The following is a 23336-nucleotide window of genomic DNA, read 5'->3' as shown; positions in this document are numbered from 1 at the left end:
ATAAGATCTTACAAATGAAGAATGCAATCATCACAGGCGGCACCAGTGGCATTGGCTTAGGTATAGCCCGCTTGTTTGCGGCCCAAGGCTACAACCTGCTGCTAAACGGGCTGGAGAAAAATGGCCAGCAGATTGCCGATGAACTGGCCCAGGAGCACGATGTAAAAGTAATGTTCTCATCCGCTAACATGCAGTACCCAGACCAGATCCGGGAGATGGTGCAGCTGGCCGAGCAGGCTTTTGGGCAAATTGATGTCCTCATCAACAATGCAGGTATACAATATGTCGCTCCTGTAGACGAGTTCCCGGAAGATCGTTGGGATGCTATCATTGCCATTAATATGTCTGCTACCTTCCATGCTTCCAAGGCAGTGTGGCCTGGTATGAAAACCCGTGGCTTTGGCCGCATCATCAATATCGCTTCAGCGCACGCCCTTCGTGCTTCGGAGTTTAAGGTAGCCTATGTAGCCGCCAAGCACGGTGTAGCAGGTATAACTAAAGTACTGGCTCTGGAAGGAGCCCCTTATGGTATTACCTGTAATGCCATCTGTCCGGGTTATGTGCGCACCCCACTTGTGGAGGCGCAGATAAGTAATCAGGCACTAGCCCATCAGATGTCAGAGGCAGAGGTCATCGAAAAGGTGATGTTGAAGAAACAGCCCATCAAGCAATTTGTAGAAGTTGAAGCGCTCGGTAACCTAGCGCTATACCTGGCATCCGATGCGGCCAGTCAGTTGACAGGTGCCATGCTGCCCGTAGATGGTGGCTGGTCAGCGCAATAAGCTATACCTTACCCAGTCCACAGCTGATCTCAAAGCAAAAGCCCCGGCTCTCTCAGGAGTGTCGGGGCTTTTACATTAACCTTAATTTATTTACTTACTAATGATCTTGAATTCGGTACGTCGGTTCACCTGATGGTCTTCCTCTGAACATTCCACATAGTCGGCACATTTGTTACGCAGCCTGGTTTCTCCGTAGCCTTTCGCTACCAGTCGGTTGCGTTCTATACCTTTCGATACAATGTAATCCACGGCAGCCTGTGCTCTGCGGTCTGACAGATCCTGGTTATACTTGCGGGTCTGGCGACTGTCGGTGTGTGAGCTTAGCTCGATGCGGATAGTTGGGTTGGCTTTCAGGATACGCACCAGTTTGTCAAGCTCAATGGCAGCATCCGGACGGATATCATGCTTGTCGAGATCGTAGAAGATGTTCTCCAGCACAATAGGCACGTTCGGTGTGTCACGGTACATGATCATCTCTACCAACAGCGAGTCTATGCTGAAACGGCAATCCGGTGTGAAGAGGATCGTCTGCGTCAGGTAGCCTTTCTTACTGCCACGGATCGTGTATTGCATACCTGCCTCCACTTTATAGTTGAAGTTACCAGTCGAGTCAGAGTGCGTTTCAACCATTGAACCTACGTTCTCTTCAAACAACTGAAGCAACACATTGTCCACCATCATACGTTTTTTGATGTGCGTTCCTGGCTGATCTACCATCTCGTACGTCTGCCCTACCAGCGTACATTCCACATTCACTTCTCTGAACTTGTAGATGTTGTCGTAACCGGTCTCGCTTGTTCTGCCTGATGACAGCCAGCCTTTGGTGCCTGAGCTGTCTACCACAATACCCAAATCGTCACGAGAGGTATTGAGCGGGTACATTAGGTTCTGCACGCGTGTCCAGTTACCGTGCTCTCCCTCTGCTCTAAATATGTCCAGACCGCCTAGGCCTACATGTCCGTCAGAAGAAAAATAGAGTTTGCCATCACCGCCTATACTTGGAAAACTTTCACGGCCACTCGTGTTGATCACTTCGCCTGCGTTTACAGGCTCACCCCAGCTGCCGTCCGGCTGACGCTCACTGTAGTATATGTCGGTTTCACCTGCCCCTCCTGGCATATCAGACACAAAATAAAGTACCTTCCCGTCTGGCGTAATGGCAGGATGCCCTACAGAATACTCTTGTGGCTTATTGTATTTGAAAGGCTTCACATCTACCCACTCATCGCCATTGCGACGGGCCATAAATATCTCATGCCGGTTAATGTTACCATTGCCTTTGCCATCTCCTCTGTTCACCCAACTGGTCGGGTCAGTGTTTACTTTGGCATGGCTACGCTTCACACTGTTGGTACGCGTGAAGTAAAGGGTGTTTTCCTGCGGCAGGAAAGACGCCGGGCCATTATGAAAATCAGTGTTAATCTCTTTGCTAAGCGGGCTTGGCTCGTTCCAGGTAGAGTCTTCGTTCATGCTGGCATAGTAGAGCTGCACAAAGCCATTGCCTGTCCAGTTGAAACGTTCTTTTTTCTTGCTGTCGTCGGTTGGTAGCCTGTCTGATGAGAACACCATGTCGCCATTTGGCAATTGAATAGGGCTGAAGTCAACCCCAGAGGAGCTAAGGCTTTGCTCGGTAGAAATTTCGTAGGAAAGTGGCCTGTTCGTCCAGAATATAGCTGAGTCGCACGAGGCCGCCAGTGCCATGGCTTTGTTGGCCTGCTCCGGCACACGGCGGGCATAGCTGGTATACAGTTCCTTGGCCTTCTCATAGTTACCGTTGCGCTTGGCTGCTTCGGCATAATAGTAAATGCTGGCTGGCGTTACGTTCTCAAAGCCGGCAGCCTGTGCATACCAGAATTCTGCCTCCTTGCTGTTGTTCATCAGGCGGTAGCTGTCTGCAATACGCTCGAGCAAATAGGCGTCAGGCTCTTTGCGCTCCATCAACTTTTTGTAAGCATCGAGCGCCAGGGCATACTCAAAACTGTTGAAGTGTTTGTCAGCCTCCTTTATCTCTTTTTTCTGCGCAGCAAGTGGCTGCGCACATACTGTCGCCAGAAGAATCAGTAGGTATAGGAATCGTAATCTCATGTCTGCTTTCTGGGTGAATTTAGAAGTAACGTGGTGTCAGCATCCGGTTGTCCTGCTTCTTGAAGAAGGAGTAACCCAATGAAATTTCGTGACTGGCATGCTGGCGCAGTGCATTTAAGCTCACATCGTAAGAGTAGCCCAGTCGCAGCTTAGGCGTTACATACAACTGCGCGATGGCAGCCCAGGCATTGCGGCGGTCCAGTTCGTATTCGTCAGAGTAGTTGCTGTGCACTTTCACAGCCGTGCGGTATGAGCCTCCCAGCCAGATGCGCTCTCCTAGCAGGAAAAAGGCGTTCAGGTCCAAACTGGTCGGGCTGTTAAAATCCTCCTTTACCAGGAAGCTAGGCTTGAAAATAAGCGTCGACGAGAGGTCCATCACATATCCTGCCGACAGGAAGTAATGGCGGTTCGGCATAGTCACTTCCAGATTGTCACCGCCGGTATTGATCAGGTTAGCTACTGAAAGTCCGGTATAGAAGCGCTCCGTATTGAAGAAGGCTCCGATACGGAAATCAGGCATTAGTTCTGAAACGCGACCGGGATTCAGGGCCTGATCAGGTCTTGTGTTGCCGGTGTTGAGCTTGGTGCCATCGAGGGTATACTGCGCCAAACCTGCCGCAAAGCCTAGCGCCAGTTTGGATGTCTCGCTCATCTGCAGTCGCACGGCCAGGTTGCCATGAAGTCCCATCTGGCGCTGTGCTCCCAGCTCATCATTCATCGCATTGAGACCAAAGCCCAGCATACCGCTGCGCGAAGAACCATCCACACTGAAAGTCTGTGTAGTGGGAGCCCCCTCTATACCTACCCACTGGCTACGGTGTGTCAGGTTCGCATTGATAATCTCTTTGCTACCCGCATAGGCCGGGTTGATGATCAGCTCGTTGAAGATGTACTGTGTGTATTGCGGTGCCTGCTGCGCATAGCCCTCCCAGGACAGCAGCAGTAACACCAGAAGTACCCCTATTTTTCGCATGGTAATCACTTAATTCGTTTGTTTTCTTATCGGACGATCATCACATAACCCTTGTAGGTCTTCTCAGAGCCATCGCACAGCGTGAGACGAATCAGGTAGTAATAAGTACCCTCCGCTAATTTGTCTCCATTCCAGTTGTTTTGATAAGCTTTGCTTCTGTACACTTCATTGCCCCAGCGGTTCACGACTACCACCTCATTATCTGGATAGTTTGTCAGGTTTCCGATCACCCAGGTATCATTCTCGCCATCGTTGTTAGGCGTAAACACGTTTGGCATATTCAGAGCCGCTTCGCGCATGCTTGGGTCTGAGATCATGGTTACCGGGTCGCTCTTACACTCGCCGTTGTCAGCCACTACAGTAATCTCTCCTCTGGCATTGCCCTGCATCACGGTGATTACGCTGGTACCCTGCCCTGACATGATCTCCCAGCCTGCCGGCACTTCCCAGGTAAAGAGAGCAGATGGGTTGTTGGACTCGAGCTCGAAAGTAGCTATATCTGAACAAGCCAGTGTGCGGTCGACAATGCGGCTAATCACAGGGAGCGGTCTTGTCGTTACAGCCAGTGTTGTAGCATCACTCTTATCGCAGTCGTTCATGGCCTCTACGCTAATGACACCTGAGCTTGTGCCCATCTGTACTGTGATTTGCGTCGTACCCTGACCTGAAGAAATGATCCATCCGGCTGGTACTTTCCACGAATAAGAAGATGCATGCGCAACTGGTTCTATAGAGTAAGTGGTTATGCGAGTTGCACATGTCAGTGTCTCGCCGAGTATGGCAGCTGGCGCAAGCGGTGGTGAGGTTACAACTTCAACTGTGAGTTTCGCCTCAGACGTGGTTCCACAGGCATTCTCAGCTTTCACCTTTACGTCTCCTCTGCCTGTAATTTTTACTGTTATGCTATTAGTGCCTTCTCCTTTCAGTATCTCCCAGCCGGCAGGCAGTGTCCACAGGTATGTTTCGGCACCGCTGATAGAAGGTATAGAGTAAACGGCATCGGTTCTGCCCACACATGCCAGTTCAGGTCCTTTTATAGCTTCCGGGTTCATAAGTGGACGCTGAGGCTCTGTCAGGAGCTTTACACTCTGACTCTTTCCGCAGGAGTTAACAGCCACTACGGTTATCTCTCCTCCGCTTGTGCCGGCAGTTGCTTTAATTTCTGTTGTTCCTTGTCCTGATGTGATTGTCCAGCCTTGTGGCACGACCCACTCATAGCTGATTGCCGTTGGAACAGCTGCGATGCGGAAGGTAAGACCAGCTGCATTGCCGCAGTAGGTTTCATTGTCAGCTATGATAGCGGATGGTGAAGGCGGCACAGAACCAACTGACTGTACTGTCAAACCAGTGGCAGTGCTTCTGGTTCCGCAGTTGTTTACAGTAGCTACACTCACTTTACCTTGCGTTGTTCCGGCCTTCACCGTCACACGGGTAGTTCCCTGTCCCTCTACGATCACCCAGTCTTCGCCAGGGAAGCTCCAAAAGTAAGAGCTTGCACCTTGCACCGGATCGATAGAGTAAGTTTGGTTTAGTCCGGCGCAGTACTGAGCGTTTCCGGTTATTGGTCCCGCTTGCGGAGCTGGTACGTCGGCTACTGGCGCAACACGCAGTCTGGCAGGCATACTGTTACCGCATGGGTTAGAAGCCGTCACAGTGATATCACCAGCCAGTGTACCTACTTTCACTACCACTCGCGTCGTACCCTGGCCTGACATGATAGTCCAGCCAGACGGCACGGCCCAAATGTACTCTAAGGTATGGTCAACTGGCTCCAGCATATAAACTACCTCGCTCTGGCCTATACATACTTCGTTAGGACCTTTAATGGCAAATGGAGTTGCTGGTACTGTTGGGAATGGTCTCACGGCTTTGGTAGCAGGGCTACTCTGACCGCATGAGTTCACCGCAATTACACTCACATTTCCTGATTGGCTACCGATCGTTACGGTGATGCGAGTAGTACCCTGGCCGCTGGTGATGGTCCAGGTGGCAGGAAGTGTCCAGGTATAGCTCTGAGCTCCTGCAACCGGGTCTATTTCGAAAACTGTCGTTTTAGCCGTACAGCCAAACTCTTCTCCTTTTATCACGACAGGAGCAGATGGTGCACCTGTTGCAGTCGTTACATCTTTACGGGTGATGCCGCTTGCGCCGCAATCATTGACAGCCTGCACACGTAACTGGCCACCGCTGGCGTTCTCGCTCAATGATACGGTGATCTCGTTTGTACCCTGGCCGGCAGTAATCGTCCAGCCATCCGGCACATACCAGGTATAGCTGGTTGCTCCTGGCACTGGTGCTATGGAGTATTTTGTACCTACACTGTTCTGGCAAACCGGGAAAGCTCCTGAGATGTCACCCGGGTTAACCGGCGGGCCAGGAATAGGCACAACATTAAATGTCCTGGATGGACTCTGTCCGCAGGCATTTATACCTTTAACTGTTACTGTACCACCAACGCCGTTAGGATTAAAGACAACGGTGTTGGTCCCCTGTCCCTCAATAAGTGTCCACTCAGCCGGATATTCCCATACATACTCTGCCACATCGCCGCTGGCTGTCACACTGAATGTCACACGATCTGTTGTAACACAGAAAGGCAGCGTACCTGATCCAGAGATGTTAGAAGGCTGATTCGGCGCCTGTAGGAATGGCTTTACATCAAGCTCTGAAGCATTCGGGCTTTCGCCGCAGACGTTCTTTGCTTTTACAGTTACTTTTCCGGCTGTTTCACCTACACTTACTGTAATTTGTGTGGTACCCTGGCCCGATACAATTCCCCAGCCTTCAGGCACTGCCCATACATAGGAAGTGGCATCCTTAACTGGCTCTATGGAATATGTTGCACCTTCACCGGCACATACACCTTCATTAGCCGTAATTGGCCCAGGCGTGGCAGGTGGATCAGGGTAGTTGTTTACTTTCAGGCGGCTTGGAGGGCTGGCGCCGCAGCTATTGTTCACCGAAACCTGAATAAAGGCTTCGTCGTTTCGCGATGTTGCTCTTACAACAATCTTTGTAGAGTTTCTCGATCCGATTATTTCCCATCCGCTGGGCACGTTCCAGGTATAGCCCGTGGCACCTACCACTGGCTCTATGCTATACTCTGCGTCTGTCCCCACACACAGTTCTACCGGACCAGTAATAACCCCTGCATCTGGCAGTACCGCGCAAAAGTTAATGTCAACCGTGTTGTTTTGCTGGATTTCATCTTCAGCTGCACCCGAAATAGTACCTCGCACAAAGCCCGGGCCTGTTTCATTGATAGTTGCTGTAAGCGTGAGGGTATAGGTCTGTCCTACTTTCAGACTCCCGATGTTCCATACCCAGTTGCTGTTCACAAGCGAGAAAGTAGAATTGGGAGCATCAGTAGTGAAGCTGTGGTTAGCTCCGGAAAAAAGAATAGGAGTTACCCGTACGTTTTCGTCGTCTACAGGTCCTTTGTTCGTGACAGTGAAGGTATAAGTGATTGTCTGACCTACAATGTAGCGGTCAACACCGGCGTTGCCTTCCGATTTCTGTATTTTGATTTCCAGGTCAGTTGGCAGGAAGAAGTTGTTGTTGTTCAGCCTCACTTCACTTTGCAGGGAAGCAACCCGGCCCCTTACAATCGTACCATCACCTATTGTAACAGCTTGCTTTGCCAGGTATTGACCTTTAATCTCTGCGCCATTACCCACTGTAATCGCGTTTTCTGCCACCCAGAATACATTCCCTATTTTAGCATCCCGAATGAGCTCAATGTCTACTCCAGCGCTTATACCAAGATTTCCCTTGATGATAAAGATGAAAACTGCATTAGGGTTATTACCACCGTCTAATGTAATATCACTTGCGACAGTGACGTCGCCATTGAACAGGTATACACCTGGGGCGTAGGTACGGCCGCCAAGTTCAGGATTGGGAAGTGTAGCAGTGGGGGTAGTGGCGGCGGCCGTATTATAGACTGCAGTGGCTGCGGCGAGGGCTTCGCTGGCGGCGGCGTTCGTGTTCTCGATGCCACGCCATACTGAACCGTTCGTAAAGCCTTCGGCAGGTCTGCTAACAGAGGCTACTTTTGCGCGAACAACCGTATTTGTGTTGTTTTGGTTTACAACCCTATCGCCACTTACTACGTTATAGCCGTAAAAGGCCCCCAGTGTGGGCGCTTGTTGCGCATTTACGCCAAACGTAACCAGCCATAAGCCCAGCACTAAGAGCAAGGCTCTACTTAAAAAGCTTGTCATGAAATCAATGAGTATAAGTTTGTTATAGAACTTGGCGTTTAAATATTCAACAATTTGCAGCTACGGACAGCCATTTCCGAAGCTCTTTTCTTTTCATCTCTCTCAGCCAAATAAGCCGCAAGTATATACTTAAAAAAGTACATTAAGAAGCTTCAAAAGTATATTGCATATATTTGGGGCTATATTAACCTCTAAAATTTAACAAAATTTGTTAAGCACCAAATTTTAAGTTAAAGTTTAAACTTAATTACGGCAGAGTCCTATATTATTTCTTTCACTTTTCAAGTGCGCCCAGCTCCTAATCACAAACTGTCTGATCACATCTCACAAGCTATTGTACAATAGTATTTTTGGACTCGGGTGCAAAAGTAGGCACAATCGGGCACACTCTGTATCAGCGATATAAAAAAAGTATCCCCGCACAGATTCTTTCTGAATTGCACTAAATCAAAAAGTGCTCTCGCGCTACCATACCCATTGCGGGCAGATAATGCGGCGGTCATTGAACAGCTTAAAACCTACTACTACCTCGTGGGTTCCGGCGCTTACCCGGTTGAGGCCTGATGTAGTGGCGTCGTATGAATAGGAGATGTCAATCAGCGGGCTAACGTATACGCCCACCATACCTACTATGGCATCGTTGTGGCGGTAGGAAGCACCTACCCAGAAGCGCTCATCATAAAGCGCACGCAGGTTTACGTCCACTGAGAGCGGACTAGGCGAAGCCAGTTTGAACATCACAGACGGAATCAGGTCAATGCGACCTCCAGGAGCAAAGCGGTAGCTACCCGTCAGGAAGTAATGACGCTGCAGGTCAAGTGATACATTGTTATCTTCAGCAGAACGGAAAGTGCCGGCATTCTCAAGCAACTGCGCACCTGCAAGGCCAACCGAGAAGTTACGGGAATACACCCACAGCCCCAGCGACAGGTCCAGCACATTTTGGTTCACACGACCTCCACCTATAAGCGGTTCCGCCGGGTTAGTAAACTCCAGTTCTGAACTGTTGATGGTGTTGCGCACCAGGCCCGCTGCCACGCCTGCTGACACATTGATGGTGCGCGTAACAGGTAAGTGGTAAGCATAAGTGCCTGATAGCCCTGTTCTGCGCAAGGGGCCTGTTTTATCGGTATGAAGAATAATACCTGCCCCGTGGTGGGCAAGCGCCTTGGCATACTTGGTACTGGCCGCACCTTTATTCAGCGGCATGTGGGCGGAGGCGTAGTAGGTAACAGGCGCTCCGTCTAACCCCACCCACTGCTGCCGGTTGCTTATGCGTATGTCGGCGTAATCTTCTATACCTGACAGGGCTGGGTTGAGCAGAAAGTTATTGACCATGTACTGGCTATACTGCGGACGCTGCTGTGCGAAAGCCTGCGTAACAACACCTACCAATACAACCAACAGGAGAGACAGCTTTTTCATAGTCATTATCTAATAATAGTCACATGCCCTGAAATTGGTTTTTCGGAGCTGTTGAGATAAATGATGTAGTAATAAGTCGCCACTGGCAGGGACTCGCCATTATAGGTACCGTCCCAAGGTGTAGCATAGCCAGTTGAATTGAAAATCTGGTTACCCCAGCGGTTGAAGATCTCGACGCGCGCATCCGGATAGTTCTGAATGTTCTCAATCTCCCACACATCATTCACCCGGTCACCGTTTGGCGAGAAAGCGTTAGGCGCTGTGATCGCAGGTATAACCGTTACGGTCACTTCATCAGTTGCCGTACAGCCTTCTTCAGTCGTAATGGTCACCGTATAAGTGGTGGTCACATCGGGTCTGGCCACCGGGTTGGATACATTGGCATTGCTGAGGCTGGCAGCGGGCTCCCATTGGTAAGATACTCCGCCTGAAGCACGCAGCTCTGCAGGACGTCCCTGAATGATCTCAACATCCGGGCCGGCATCAGCCACAGGCTCTACCACAGTCACGTTTACTGTTGTGCGGGTGGCGTTGGTACAATTGTTATTGTTTCTGGCCTGCACATAGAAGGTAGTATTGCCGTTGAGCTCTGGTGTAACGAAAGTAGTGCCGACAAAAAGCGGAGAGCCGCCAGTCGGGGTATCAAACCACTCAATGGAGTTGCCGTTGGCATTAGCGACCGTGAGCGTGGCGGAGCCTCCAACACAGGCACGAGCATCCTGTACCGTCAGGATAGGGGCACTTGGTATGGCCTGCACTTGCAGCTGCACCACCTCCGAAGCATTCTCACAAGAGCCAACTATGGCGACTCTGCGGAACCAGGTATCGCGGGTGAGAGCAGGCGGTGTATAGTTCTGTTCTGAATTCGTGCCCGGGGCCGGATTGAAGCCTGCCGTTGGCCCACTGATGCTGCTTTCCCAACGGAAGGTGACTCCGCTGATCGGCGTACCCGTCAGTTGGCCGGGAACCGAACCGGTACATACCTGCGGCTGTGCGGCCTGTATGCTGTTATCCTGCGCAGTTACCGTTATCACCCTTATTTCTACTACATTGCTTTCATCTTCGGGACAGTTGCCAGAGCGCACGATGCGCTTGAACCAGCTCGTCTGGGTTAAGGCGCCTGGTGTATAGTCTCTGCCCGTGGCATTCGTCACTAAGGTATAGGGGCCATCACTGCCTGTGACACTTACTTGCCATTCGTAGGTATAGGTACCGGTGCCACCTGTGGGGGCGCTTCCTGTAATAGCGCCTGGAGTTGTGCCCGTGCATACTTCCTGCTGAGTGGCGGTTAGGTCGTTGCGCTCAATTTCGGGCACAACTGTTACCACTACCGGTTCTGACACAACCGTACAGCCGCCCGATGTTACGGAGCGTCTAAACCAGGTTGTGGTGCTTATGGGCTGGGTGAAAACATAATTAGCGCCACTGTTGTTGCCGCTTGTTGCTGCATAATCTGTGGCTGTGGCCCCCGTGGTGCTAAACTGCCACTCAATTGTCAGGTTGCCGTTTCCGCCTTCTGGCGTAGCCCCCGTAAGCTGGGTAGGTATAGCGCCCGCGCACACATCCTGGTTGCCCTGCACCGTGGCATTCCCCGTAATACGAGGTACGGCCTGCACTTCTACTACATTGCTAATGCTCGGATCGCAGTTGTTCAAGCGCACTACACGGCGGAACCAGGTAGTTTCGCTCAGGGCGTTTGGTCTGTAGTTCTGGCCGTTGCTAGGGTTGTCGCTGCCGCTCGGCGCTGTGGCAAAAGAGCCAGTCGGGCCTGTGGTACTAAATTCCCACGTATAGAGATAGCCCGTACCACCTTGCTCGGATGGATCGTTGCCAGTAATTTCAGCCGGACGGTCGCCTGCGCATACCCCTTCAACTGTTTCGATGATGTTGACAATCTCAGGTACAACCGTTACGGTCACGCGGGCACGGGGACTTTCGCAAACTTCATTGTAGGCCTCTACAAAGTAATCGCGGTTGGATGGCGGAGCCGGAATTTCGAAGCGGCCGCTCTCGTCAGCTTCGGCAACCAGGTTTCCATCTATTTGAGCGTCGAATAAACGGTAGCGCACGCCAGCCGCTGGTCCGGTTGCTCTGAAGCTGACAGTGCCGCCCGGGCAAGATACCGGAGGAGTTGTTACAGTTGGTTCAGAATCGAGGGGTGGGTATACCGTTACGGTTTGGGTAATTGGTCCCTGAAAATCAGAGTTACCGCATTCGTTCTCTGCGTATATGCGCACAGTGTAAGTACCAATCTGACCGAAAGTATACGAGAAGCTTTCATTATTTCCGGTTGCCACCTCTGTTCCACCAAATGTTACCGTCCAACGGATTAGGGAGATTGTACCGAAATTTGGATCGATTGACACAGACTCGACACCCTCACCACCTCCAGTGCCCCCAGAACTATAGCTAACCTGCTGCCCAGGACCACAAATTGCTTTCTCTGGGTTTAGCGACAGCAGCGGATAGCCGATTACTACTGTTTGCTCTGTTTCGCTTGGCTCGCCGCACTCATTATCAACAGTGAGCTTTACCAGGTATATACCTGTTAAGTTGAATTTTATCTCAAGAGACTCTTCTTCCAGTCCACCAGAGTATACCTCCCAGCTGTCGGGGCCGAGACCTTGCGGCTGCTGCGGAGTTATCTCCCAGGTATAGGTAAGGCCGCCGCCCGTAGATTCGCTTTTAAAAGGCACAATAATCGGCTCGCAGCCTTTGTCACCTTCTTCAGGCACGGGTCTTCTTTGCTTACCGCCTGGCTCTGGTGCAGGTCCATCAGGGTCGGTTTGCGTACCTTCTTCGGTAATTACGGCTTCGGGCTCGTCGCCCACTGAGAATACGGTTTCAAAAGTATTGGTACAGCCGTTGGCCCCCACTGCTCTCACCTTAATGTCGTAGTCGCCAATTTCTGCGTATACTGGGCCTGTTTCTGGGAAGCTGCTTACTGGCTGCTCTCCGTTTCCATCGCCCCAATCCACAAAATACTGCTGCACGTTGCTGTGTGGTTGGTCGGCAGGTATAGTCAGGACAGGTTTAATGTTAATGTCTTCAACTTCCTCGTCTTCTGCAAGGCAGTAGTTGTTACCTGCGCCAGTTTCCCCGCCTTCTTTTTCCCAGCTTACCGTGAAAGGGATGCGAGGAATTCGCTGAACAGATACGCTTCTTGTTACTAGTTCACTTTGGCATCCTCCTCTTGTTCCTCTAACAGACACATTTGTTGAGGCCAGGCCATCTCCCTGCTCACTGAAAGTTTTCTCCACTCTAGTCCCTGTCTGAGTAGAGCCGTCCTCAAAGGTCCAGGTATAGTTTACGTCGTTTTCTGGTGTTTCAATAATAAATGCCACAGGCGTTACTCCATCGGCGCAAATAGGTGTTGTGGGCTCAATGCGAAAAGTAGGTCGATTGGGCGTGGGTGTTATTGTAACAGGAATAACACCCAGGTAACGTGCTGTACAGTCTCCGCCAGTCGCCACCACATAATAATCGCCTGCTATGGTTGCTTCCAGAACGGGGGCATTTATACCTAGCGCTGTTTCCACGCCATTCACCACCCTGTACCATTCCCAGCTTGTTGCATCAAAATTGTTGGTGCTTTCTAAACGTACACTCTCACCCTGGCAAACGGTTGTACTACCAGTGGTTGTAATGCCTACAACACAATCGTCAACTAAACTCGCACTGACTTCCTGACTCAGGAAGAGCACCAGCACCAGGGAACACAGGTTAAAGGCCTTAAGAAATATGGAACGCATCAGGAAAGCTTTATAAGGGTGAATTTGGGCCGTGCCTAAACTATAACGATATAACCTTTAGTTATGATTTATCAGAGCATGATTTTAAAGCAAATATTGCTTAAATATAAGTAAAACAATTAAAAAACAGCATATATACCTTAATCCGTGAACGATAAATTCTCTTTTAAAATTGGCTTACAATCGAAGCGCAATATTGTTTGGGCTTTACTCTTACAATTGCTCCCAGCAGAAGACCCTTTTCTACGGCAACAGGTATAATTCTGTTTAAATATAGTAACAACAATATTTATTGGGGAATTGTGTGTTGAACCGCTTTGGACTAAATTGAAGAAGCGATGAAGGGAGGTAGAATCCAGTCAGCGTCCACACTTAGTAGATGGGGCAGTCTGTTTGCAGGTATAGCTCAAGGTCTGCAGTGCTTACGTATGCGCAAATGCAGTACTGCTAATGGACAGTAACAGCATAATGCATCACCTAGAGACATGGCAGCTTGGCAACAGCTGGATAAAGAGGATCCATTTTTTATTGATAGAACGGTAGGTGACTCGCTCCCCATAGCAACTGAGCTGCCAGGCCGATCAGTACAGCCCAAAAACAAAGAAGCCTGACTCATTTCTGAATCAGGCTTCTTTCTTGGGTAGCGGGAACAGGACTCGAACCTGTGACCTTTGGGTTATGAGCCCAACGAGCTACCAACTGCTCCATCCCGCACTGTTATTGTGTTACAAAAGTAGTATAAACATACTTACAATGCAAGTATAGGTTACTAAAAACCTCAAAAAAATTGCGCCTCTTTAGAATTTACTCGTGATCCCGAAGTGTATCTTCGAGGCTCTCAGCGACATAGGCTGCTGTTCCGATTTTCCGACAGAATACACTAATTGAAAAATTCCGGCGCCGGTACTGAAACTTATACCTCCACCAACACCAAGCGGCAGGCCTTCAGCTTTGGATTGCTCCAGGTCGCTGCGGTAGTAGCCTTGATCATAAAAGAGCAGTACGTAGGAATCTTCTGCTGTGAACAGGCGGTACTCCAGCGTGCCGATGCCGTAGGTGGAGGCAAAGAAGAAATACTCGTCAAAGCCCCGCAAGGACGCCAGCCCGCCTATGCGGTACATGTCATTCAGGAAGATCTGATCATTGAGCAGTGCCTCGCCTCGCACTCTTGCCAATAAGGCGCTGTTTTTGCCAACCCTGAAGAAATTCTCCAGACGCACGCCCAGGCTAAGCTGGGTCGTGTTCACCTCCAGCGTATCGTAAAACTCCTTCTCTAAACTTGGGTTGCGCAGCAGCTTCTTGCGTCCTGCCGCCAGTTGCAACTCCACCAAACGTCCTTTGCGGGGGAAATAGAAGTCGTCGAGGTTGTTCCAAAGGTAGTTCAGACCATAGGTATTGGTGCGGGCGTCTGCTAAGTCGAGCGCCCGCAGGCTTTGCGGGCTGGCCGTGGAGAGGATGCGGGAATTACGCCACTCCGTGAACACACTGAAGCGGCCATACCGCATGGTGTTATAGGCAAGCTGAACCCGCGGCTGTATAGTGATAAAGCTGGAATCCTGCTTGAGCAATCCGAAGCGGGTACCTAGCTCAAAGGGAGTTCCGAAAAGGTTAGGGTGAAGATACTCGCCGTTCAGGATAACAGAACCCTTATTCACCCGACGCCACTGCAGGCCGAGTTGCTTGCCGCTGCCTTTGATGTTGCGGATGTTCATGTTGGCCTCCCCCGTAATAAGCAATTTGTTGCCGGAGCGACTCGGGTCAGGCAGAAAACCGACCACGCCATCGATCTGATTTGTCTGTCGATCTTCGAGAAAGTATACCACCCGTGCCTTGTCCCGGTAGAACTGCACCTGCGGGGGACGCACTACTTTCAGATAAGGCAGAGTAGTGAGCATGCGCTGCGAAGCCTCTACCTGATCCTGGTTATAGGGCTGCCCAGGGTATAGCTGCAGGTAGCGCATCAGAAACTTTGGCTGTGTCTTGCTGCCTCCCATCACTTGCAGGGAGTCGTAAGTAACGATAAAAGCCTTTTCGACCATCAAGGCCGCCTTTATTTTGTTGTCTGCTATCTGAATGGAATCGAGCCAGACAGAGGCGAAGGGGTAACCATTGCGCTCGGCGTAATCGAGGATGCGCTGCTGCAAACGGGCGTATTCGGCTGGTTTGAAGGGTGTATTGCGGTAAAACTTCTCCCGAAAGCCAGACTCAATCAGTATACCTTCGCTCAGGTTGCCGTTGCGGAGCTCAGCCCAGTCGAAGCGACTGCCGATGTGCAGTTTCACGTGGAGCGTATCGCCGTGCTTGTACGAGCTGTCAGCCGAGGCCAGCAGGTAGGCATCCTGATGCAGCCGGTGCACCAGTGCCGTGACTTCTTTGCGGGCCTCTACGGTATCGGCATGCTGGGTGCGGTAGTTGTACTGTCGCAGTACGGGCCGTTCTGAACCTGCCGTGTGTACCTTCAGCGTTGCTTTTGTCTGGTTTACCAACTTAGGCATTGGCGGCTGCACCTGCTGCTGTGGCACAGGCGGCTTGTCCTGCGCCTGCGCCAGCAAGGGCAGCCATAGGAATAAGCACCAGACTAAGACAGCGATTTTGTACATTTGCACGCTAAATGGTTGAATTGTTTAAGGGCTAAATTGTTTCTCTATTAACAAGAAGCATCTGCTCAACAGTTTGCCTGCAAAGGTAAGGCCGCCTGAACGGATTACCACATGCTATTTTCACATATAGCACAGGCTGAACAACAATTTAACCATCAACAATTTAACAATTAAAAAATTGTCCGGCATCTACCTCCATATACCTTTCTGCAAGCAGGCCTGCCACTACTGTGATTTCCACTTCAGCACCTCCATGGGGCACAAGGAGGTCACCATACAAGCCATTGCCCGGGAACTGGAGCTGCGCCGTGAGTACCTGCAGGGGCAGGAGGTCGGCACGATCTACTTCGGTGGCGGCACGCCCTCGTTGCTCACCCAGCAAGAGCTGCAACTTCTACTGCAAACCATCAAAGACTTGTTTATAGTTTCGGAGGAGGCAGAAATCACGCTGGAGGCCAATCCGGATGACCTTTCGCCAGAGAAGCTGCGGGAGCTGAAAGCGGCAGGTATAAACCGCCTGAGCATTGGTCTGCAGTCCTTTCACGAGTCGCACCTGCGCATGATGAACCGCGCCCACAATGCGACGGAGAGTCTGCAGTGCGTGAAAGACGCCCAGGCCGCTGGCTTCGACAACATCACCGTGGACCTGATCTACGGTATACCTGCTCCAGATCATAGCATCTGGCTCGAGGACCTGAAAACGCTCTTCTCGCTCAATGTGCAGCATGTTTCCTGCTATGCCCTTACCATCGAGCCCGACACAGCCTTGGGGCGCTGGAGCAAGAAGGGAACCTTCAAACCTTCAGAGGACGAGTTTACGGCACAGCAGTTTGAGATTCTGTTGGAGCAGATGAAAGTGCACGGCTTTGTGCAGTACGAGGTGTCCAACTTCAGCAAGCCCGGCCACGAGTCGCGGCACAACAGCAATTACTGGCGTGGGGTACACTACCTGGGGGTGGGCCCGAGTGCGCATTCCTTCAACGGGCATAGCCGGCAGTACAATGTGGCCAACAACCGCAAGTATACCGCTGCCATCAGCGAAGGCACTATACCTGCCGAGGTAGAAGAACTCACACTCGCCGACCAGGCCAACGACTTCCTGCTTACCACACTCCGCACCATCTGGGGTTGTGACCTGAAAGTGATGCGCGACAGGTATGGCTATGACCTGCAGTCACAACACCAGCTATACCTGCAGCAGCTTCGCAATAAAGGCCTGGCCTGGATCGAAGCGGATGTGCTATACCTAACTGATCAGGGCAAGCTGCTTGCCGACCAGATCACCCTGGACCTGATGGTGGAATAGCTTTCGCAGTTTATTTCAGATTTATTCGTAGATTTGGTAGAAGGCGGATATAGCTCCGCGCCACACCACCATGCAGCTACTGGAAACACTTTACTTGAATGACATCAGCCGGATTGCAACAGACCGCCAGCACGGTATTCTGGCCAATACCTGGCTACGCCCTGTGGAGCACAGCGAGATGCTTGAGACAGCAGAAAGGATAAGCCAGCTGCTGCGGGAGTCCAACATTGACAAGCTGCTCCTGAATGCCATGGCCATCGGCAAGCTACTGCCCTACACCAAAGAGTGGCTGTCTACAACTTATTACAAGTCGCTTTCGGACCTGGGCCTGAAAAAACTGGCCCGTGTGCTGCCCGAAAATGTGTTTAACAGACTTTCATTTGAAGCTGTTGTTACAAGGGCTGAAGCCTTGGGCTGCGTGAATTTCGAAATCAAAAACTTTACCAGCGACGAAGCTGCCTTGCGGTGGCTTCGGGATTAAAAGCCTCAGTTCCATGGAAGCCTCCATCACTTACCGCGACCAGCCCTATACCTTCGACCCAATACAGCCGCTCGACATTTCGATGCCCCTGCACGACGGTCAGCTACAACCAGAATGCTTTTGGGCTGAGCCGGTGGCTTTTGATGTGATCCGGGTGGGAGATTTTGTGGGAAGTGTAGCAGAAGGGGGTAGCACCAATTACAAGCGCATACATGTAACACCACACGGCAACGGCACTCACACTGAATGCTATGGCCACATTTCCGCCGATGAAAACGCCACTATTCATAATTGCCTGAAGCGTTTCCTGTTTGTGGCGCAATTAATTACGGTGCAACCGCAAAAGCAGGAAAACGGCGACGAAGTGGTAATGCTGGAGGATGTGAGGGAGAAGCTGCAAGGTATAAAATGCGAAGCGCTCATCATCCGCACCCTGCCTAACTCCGACGAGAAGCTCACCCGCCATTACTCCGGTACCAATCCACCCTACCTGGAGCACACCATCGGGCAGTACCTGGCTGAGAAAGGTATACAGCACCTGCTCCTCGACCTGCCCTCCGTGGACCGTGAACTGGACGAAGGCAAACTGCTCTGCCACCATGCTTTCTGGCAGTATCCCAAAAACACCCGTTGTGGCGCCACCATTACAGAGCTGATCTATGTACCGGATCAGGTAGACGATGGGCTATACCTGCTCAATCTCCAAATTGCTAGCCTGCAACTCGACGCCAGCCCCAGCAAGCCAGTGCTGTACAAGCTGTCACCTGTCTACCCGACTTTATAAGAACTCACATTTTGCGTCAGCTCTCGCGAGCGCCTGAAACTTGTTTCATAGCCAGCTAGACGCTCCCAGGTCTGGGAGACACTGTGAGGTCGTGCAATAGGTATAGGTATACCTATAAAAAAGAAAAGCTGGCGCCAAAAGCGCCAGCCTTAAGGTTAGGTTTAGTTTAGTTGAGGTTTCTTTAAAATAAGGCTTCAGCGACTTTCCGCACCGACTCCGATTTACCCATGGAGTAGTAGTGCAGACAAGGCACGCCAAATTCCATCAGCTCTTTCGATTGCTGTATCGCCCACTCTACACCTACCTGTACAGCGGCCTTGTTGTCCGGACAGGCCTCGATGGCATCTGCTAGTTCGCAGGGAATCTCGATGTGAAACAGGCTCGGCAAAAGTGTCAGCTGCGTCTTGGTGGTCATTGGCTTCAGACCTGGAATGATCGGCACGTTTATACCTTCTTCACGGCAGCGCTTCACAAAGTCGAAGTACTTCTGGTTATCGAAGAACATTTGCGTCACAATGTACTCTGCACCCAGCTCCACTTTCTTTTTAAGCCATCGCAAATCTGATGTTATATTAGGTGCCTCGAAGTGCTTTTCCGGATAGCCCGCCACACCGATGCAGAAATCAGTACCATTGTGGTATGCCTGCTCCTCATCCAGGTAACAGCCCTTGTTCATATTGACGACCTGCCCAATCAGCTCTGTTGCATAGGTGTGTCCATCCGGCTCCGGCACAAAGCGCTGCTCGCTCTTCACGCAGTCGCCACGCAATACCAGCACATTGTCTATACCTAAGAAGTGCAGGTCGATCAGGGCATTTTCTGTCTCCTCTCTGCTGAAGCCGCCGCAGATCAGGTGCGGCACCGTGTCTACCTTATAGTGGTTCTGGATGGCCGCACAAATCCCTACCGTACCTGGTCGCTTGCGCGTGCTGCGCTTCTCTAACAGCCCATTTTCCCGCTGCTTGTACACGTACTCTTCGCGGTGGTAGGTTACGTCGATAAAGGGTGGCTTAAACTCCATTAGCGGATCGATGTGGCTGAACAGCGTTTTCATGTTCTCGCCCTTGAGTGGCGGCAAGATTTCAAAGGTGAACAGCGTCTTGCCATTGGCGTTCTGGAAGTGCTCGGTTACTTTCAAGGTATAGTAAATTGTTAAATTGCTGTATTGTTAAATTGTTGGTGGGGTTCTACACCGCCTGCTGTGCTACTGGTTTCGGCTCGTAATTCAGGTTTGGCGAGAGCCAGCGCTCCAACTCCTCTTTGGCCATCCCTTTGCGCTGGGCAATGTCAGCCACTTGGTCTTCGCCTATCTTGCCAAGACCAAAGTAGCGGGAGTCCGGATGGGAGAAGTAAAGTCCGCTCACGGACGATGCCGGATGCATGGCTAGGTTCTCCGTCAGGATTACACCCGTTTCTTCTGCCTTGAGTAAGTTGAACAGCGTGATCTTTTCGGTATGATCCGGACAGCCGGGGTAGCCCGGGGCCGGGCGTATACCTTTGTATTGCTCCTTGATCAGGCCCTCGTTATCCAATTGCTCTTCCGGTGAGTAGCCCCACAGCTCTTTACGTATCTGCTCGTGCATGTGCTCAGCAAAAGCCTCAGCCAGGCGGTCAGCCAGCGCCTTGACCATGATAGACTTATAATCGTCATGCTCCGCCTCATATTGCTCCAACAGCTTCTCGATGCCAAAGCCCGCCGACACCACAAAACCGCCAATGTAGTCTGCTATACCTGTTTCTTTCGGTGCCAGGAAATCGGAGAAAGCAAGGTTAGGCACGTTGGCTCCTTTCTTGCCCTGTTGGCGCAAGGTATGGAACTCGGTGAGCACGTTTTCACGTGAATCATCGGTGTATACCTCGATCGTATCGTCGGCCGCCACGTTGGCCGGGTAGAAACCAACTACAGCACGGGCTTCAAGCAATTGCTTGTCCACAATCTCCTGCAGCATGGCTTGTGCATCAGCAAACAGCTTGGTGGCTTCCGCACCCAATTCCGGATCGTTCAGAATTTTCGGGTACTGTCGCTTGAGCTCCCAGGTATGGAAGAACGGCGTCCAGTCGATGTACGGGATGATCTCTTCTAAAGGGTAGTTGGTGTATACCTTGTTGCCCGTGAAGCTTGGCTTGGTTACTTCTGTTGCCGTCCAGTCTACCTGATACTTGTTTGAACGGGCTTCTTCTATGGTGGCGAAAGCGCGGTCTTTGGTGCGGTTCAGGTGGTCTTCGCGCAGCTTCTCGTACTCGGACCTGATCTCGGAAATGTAACTCTCGCGGTTGCCGCCCAAGAGGTTACTCACTACCGTTACGCTGCGGGACGCGTCGTGCACGTGCACGACCGGTCCGCTGTACTGAGGAGCGATCTTCACGGCGGTGTGCACCCGGGAAGTTGTCGCGCCTCCGATCAGTAGCGGAATTTTCATGCCCCGTCGCTCCATCTCCTGCGCCACGTAGACCATCTCGTCCAGCGACGGCGTAATCAGTCCGCTCAGGCCCAGTACGTCCACTTGCTGTGCTTCGGCCTCTGCCAGGATCTTATCCAGTTGCACCATTACGCCGAGGTCTATCACCTCGTAGTTGTTGCAGGCCAATACTACGCCTACAATGTTTTTGCCGATGTCGTGCACGTCGCCCTTCACCGTGGCCATCAGGATTTTGCCCTGTGCGGAGGCAGAAGAGCCGGCTTTTTCGGCTTCCATGAACGGCAACAAGTAAGCCACTGACTTTTTCATCACGCGGGCGCTCTTCACTACCTGCGGCAGGAACATCTTACCAGCTCCGAACAGGTCGCCCACTACCTGCATACCTGCCATCAGCGGACCTTCAATTACGTCCAGGGTTTTAGTGGCTTTCTGTCGTGCCTCTTCGGTGTCTTCTTCTATATAGTCGACGATGCCTTTTACCAGCGCATGCTTCAGTCGTTCTTCTACCGGAGCCTCACGCCAGGCATTGTCAGCGGCAGTAGCTGTTTTGCCCTTGCCCTTGATGGTCTCAGCATAGTTCACGAGCTTCTCAGTGGCGTCTGGGTGTCGGTTGAAAATCACATCTTCGATCAGGTTGCGGAGTTCAAGCGGCACTTCTTCGTAAATGCCCAGCATACCAGCGTTCACAATGCCCATGTCCATACCTGCCTGCACAGCGTGGTATAGGAATATCGTATGCATGGCCTCACGCACCAGATCGTTGCCACGGAAGGAGAAGGAGAGGTTACTCACCCCGCCACTTACCTGTGCATGCGGCAGATTGGCTTTTATCCATTTCACCGCTTCGATATAATCGACGGCATAGTTATTATGCTCTTCTATACCTGTGGCGATAGCGAGTATGTTCGGGTCAAAAATGATGTCCTGCGGCGGGAAGCCCACTTCGTCAACCAGAATGCGATAGGAGCGCTCACAGATCTCAATGCGCCGAGGCAAGGTATCTGCCTGCCCCTGTTCGTCAAAAGCCATCACAACTACAGCCGCACCATACTGGCGTACTTTGCGGGCAAGCTTCTTGAAAGCCTCTTCGCCTTCTTTCAGAGAGATCGAGTTTACAATCGATTTGCCCTGCACACATTTTAAACCAGCCTCAATCACGCTCCACTTGGAAGAGTCGATCATGATAGGCAGTTTGGCTATGTCGGGTTCGGAGGCAATCAGGTGAAGGAAGTCCGTCATGGCCTGCTCTGAGTCGAGCATGCCCTCGTCCATATTTACGTCGATGATCTGAGCGCCGCCTTCTACCTGCTGCCGGGCAACGGAGAGCGCTTCTTCAAACTTGCCATCGACGATCAGGCGGGAGAATTTCTTAGAGCCGGTGACGTTAGTGCGTTCACCGACATTCACAAAAAGGGTATCTTGGGTGATGGTGAGGGGCTCGAGGCCGCTGTAGCGAGGGAGGGGAGCTACGGGAGTGGGAACGTGCGGTTTATACCTGCGCACAAGGTCTGCGATAACTTTGGTGTGTACTGGCGTCGTGCCACAACAACCACCCAGTACGTTCACTAAACCTTCGTTCAGATACTCTTCCACAATGGCACCCATCTGCTGGGCTGTTTCGTCGTAGCCGCCAAAGGCGTTTGGCAGACCGGCATTCGGGTAAGCGCTGATATAACAGTTGGATATGCGCGACAGCTCCTGAATGTGCGTCTTCAGTTGTCGGGCGCCCAGCGCACAGTTAAAGCCCACGCTCAGGATAGGCGCATGTGAGATCGAGTTCCAGAAAGCTTCTACCGTTTGCCCGGACAAAGTACGTCCGCTGGCATCAGTGATCGTACCGGACACCATGATCGGAAGCTCTTTGCCACCATCGTTCACGTGCTGCTGTATGGCAAAGAGGGCTGCTTTACAGTTGAGGGTATCAAATACCGTTTCTACCAGCAATAAGTCTGAGCCGCCGTCTACCAGGCCGCGCACCTGTTCGTAATAAGCCTCCACCAACTGGTCGAAAGTAATGGCTCGAAAGCCCGGGTTGTTTACATCGGGGGAGAGGGAAGCTGTGCGGTTCGTCGGGCCGATGGCACCTGCTACGAAGCGTTTGTGCGCCGGATCGTTGGCCTCGGCTTCGTCCGCTGCCTCACGTGCGATCCTTGCAGACTCGTAGTTGAGTTCATAAACTATGTGCTCCAGCTTATAATCCGCCATCGCAATGCTGGTACCGCTAAAGGTATTGGTTTCGATGATGTCGGCGCCGGCTTCGAGGTACTCGGTGTGGATAGCCTTGATAATATCGGGCCGGGTAATGGAGAGCAGATCGTTGTTGCCTTTCAGGTCGGACGGATGATCCTTGAAGCGCTCGCCACGAAAATCGGCTTCGGAGAGCTGGTAGCGCTGGATCATGGTGCCCATGGCGCCATCGAGCACGAGAACGCGCTCCTGCAGCAAAGTATGGATCGGATGATGTGGTGTGGTCATGTTTGGTGTTCCCCCTCTTGGTTAAGTCTA

The 23336-nt window shown here is 51.6% G+C and carries 12 protein-coding genes and 1 tRNA gene; 4 read left to right on the top strand and 9 right to left on the bottom strand.

Annotated elements, in window-relative coordinates:
- Positions 1-14: 14 nt before the first annotated feature.
- Entirely contained in the window at positions 15-782 is a 768-nt protein-coding gene (locus Q1A54_RS15680) for a 3-hydroxybutyrate dehydrogenase (RefSeq protein WP_299990112.1), read from the top strand.
- 90 nt (positions 783-872) lie between these two features.
- Here Q1A54_RS15680 and Q1A54_RS15675 read toward each other — a convergent pair whose 3' ends face one another.
- The 7 genes from Q1A54_RS15675 to Q1A54_RS15645 form a co-directional block, all read right to left on the bottom strand.
- Positions 873-2867 carry an OmpA family protein gene (locus tag Q1A54_RS15675; RefSeq protein WP_299990110.1) on the bottom strand — a complete coding sequence of 665 codons (1995 nt, stop codon included), beginning with the start codon at positions 2865-2867 and terminating at the stop codon, positions 873-875.
- Between the two features lie 19 nt (positions 2868-2886).
- Positions 2887-3840: a type IX secretion system membrane protein PorP/SprF gene (locus tag Q1A54_RS15670; protein WP_299990108.1), complete on the bottom strand. Its 954-nt coding sequence runs from the start codon at positions 3838-3840 to the stop codon at positions 2887-2889.
- A gap of 26 nt (positions 3841-3866) precedes the next feature.
- Entirely contained in the window at positions 3867-8063 is a 4197-nt protein-coding gene (locus tag Q1A54_RS15665) for an ice-binding family protein (protein WP_299990106.1), read from the bottom strand.
- 465 nt (positions 8064-8528) lie between these two features.
- Entirely contained in the window at positions 8529-9488 is a 960-nt protein-coding gene (locus tag Q1A54_RS15660) for a type IX secretion system membrane protein PorP/SprF (RefSeq protein WP_196116828.1), read from the bottom strand.
- Positions 9489-9493: 5 nt separating this feature from the next.
- Positions 9494-13240 carry a gliding motility-associated C-terminal domain-containing protein gene (locus Q1A54_RS15655; RefSeq protein WP_299990103.1) on the bottom strand — a complete coding sequence of 1249 codons (3747 nt, stop codon included), beginning with the start codon at positions 13238-13240 and terminating at the stop codon, positions 9494-9496.
- A 637-nt stretch (positions 13241-13877) separates the two neighbouring features.
- Positions 13878-13954, bottom strand: a tRNA-Met gene (locus Q1A54_RS15650).
- 83 nt (positions 13955-14037) lie between these two features.
- A complete protein-coding gene (locus tag Q1A54_RS15645; protein WP_299990102.1) occupies positions 14038-15840 on the bottom strand; it encodes a POTRA domain-containing protein in 1803 nt (600 codons plus the stop codon).
- A gap of 178 nt (positions 15841-16018) precedes the next feature.
- Between Q1A54_RS15645 and hemW the strand changes: the two genes are divergently transcribed.
- From hemW to Q1A54_RS15630, 3 genes are all read left to right on the top strand, one after another.
- A complete protein-coding gene (gene hemW / locus Q1A54_RS15640; RefSeq protein WP_299990100.1) occupies positions 16019-17146 on the top strand; it encodes a radical SAM family heme chaperone HemW in 1128 nt (375 codons plus the stop codon).
- Between the two features lie 70 nt (positions 17147-17216).
- Positions 17217-17627, top strand: a complete 411-nt coding sequence (locus Q1A54_RS15635) for a hypothetical protein (protein WP_299990098.1) — start codon at positions 17217-17219, stop codon at positions 17625-17627.
- 13 nt (positions 17628-17640) lie between these two features.
- Positions 17641-18411 carry a cyclase family protein gene (locus Q1A54_RS15630; protein ID WP_299990096.1) on the top strand — a complete coding sequence of 257 codons (771 nt, stop codon included), beginning with the start codon at positions 17641-17643 and terminating at the stop codon, positions 18409-18411.
- Positions 18412-18592: 181 nt separating this feature from the next.
- Here Q1A54_RS15630 and metF read toward each other — a convergent pair whose 3' ends face one another.
- Both metF and metH read right to left on the bottom strand, forming a co-directional pair.
- Complete coding sequence (metF, locus tag Q1A54_RS15625) at positions 18593-19549, bottom strand: methylenetetrahydrofolate reductase [NAD(P)H] (RefSeq protein WP_299990094.1); 957 nt, start codon at positions 19547-19549, stop codon at positions 18593-18595.
- Between the two features lie 49 nt (positions 19550-19598).
- Positions 19599-23306 (bottom strand): methionine synthase, encoded by a 3708-nt coding sequence (gene metH / locus Q1A54_RS15620; protein WP_299990092.1) that lies wholly within the window; start codon positions 23304-23306, stop codon positions 19599-19601.
- Positions 23307-23336 lie beyond the last annotated feature (30 nt).

This window comes from uncultured Pontibacter sp., assembly GCF_947502515.1.
GTDB lineage: Bacteria > Bacteroidota > Bacteroidia > Cytophagales > Hymenobacteraceae > Pontibacter.
Note: the sequence above shows the minus strand (reverse complement) of the source record. Positions and strands in the feature narration are given on the sequence as shown.

Bases quoted from the DNA above. Each gene is read 5' to 3' on its own strand.
- Q1A54_RS15675 (WP_299990110.1), bottom strand. From the start codon at position 2,867: ATGAGATTACGATTCCTATACCTACTGATTCTTCTGGCGACAGTATGT.
- Q1A54_RS15630 (WP_299990096.1), top strand. From the start codon at position 17,641: ATGGAAGCCTCCATCACTTACCGCGACCAGCCCTATACCTTCGACCCA.
- Q1A54_RS15670 (WP_299990108.1), bottom strand. From the start codon at position 3,840: ATGCGAAAAATAGGGGTACTTCTGGTGTTACTGCTGCTGTCCTGGGAG.
- metH (WP_299990092.1), bottom strand. From the start codon at position 23,306: ATGACCACACCACATCATCCGATCCATACTTTGCTGCAGGAGCGCGTT.
- Q1A54_RS15655 (WP_299990103.1), bottom strand. From the start codon at position 13,240: ATGCGTTCCATATTTCTTAAGGCCTTTAACCTGTGTTCCCTGGTGCTG.
- Q1A54_RS15680 (WP_299990112.1), top strand. From the start codon at position 15: ATGAAGAATGCAATCATCACAGGCGGCACCAGTGGCATTGGCTTAGGT.
- Q1A54_RS15660 (WP_196116828.1), bottom strand. From the start codon at position 9,488: ATGAAAAAGCTGTCTCTCCTGTTGGTTGTATTGGTAGGTGTTGTTACG.
- Q1A54_RS15635 (WP_299990098.1), top strand. From the start codon at position 17,217: ATGCAGCTACTGGAAACACTTTACTTGAATGACATCAGCCGGATTGCA.
- Q1A54_RS15665 (WP_299990106.1), bottom strand. From the start codon at position 8,063: ATGACAAGCTTTTTAAGTAGAGCCTTGCTCTTAGTGCTGGGCTTATGG.
- Q1A54_RS15645 (WP_299990102.1), bottom strand. From the start codon at position 15,840: ATGTACAAAATCGCTGTCTTAGTCTGGTGCTTATTCCTATGGCTGCCC.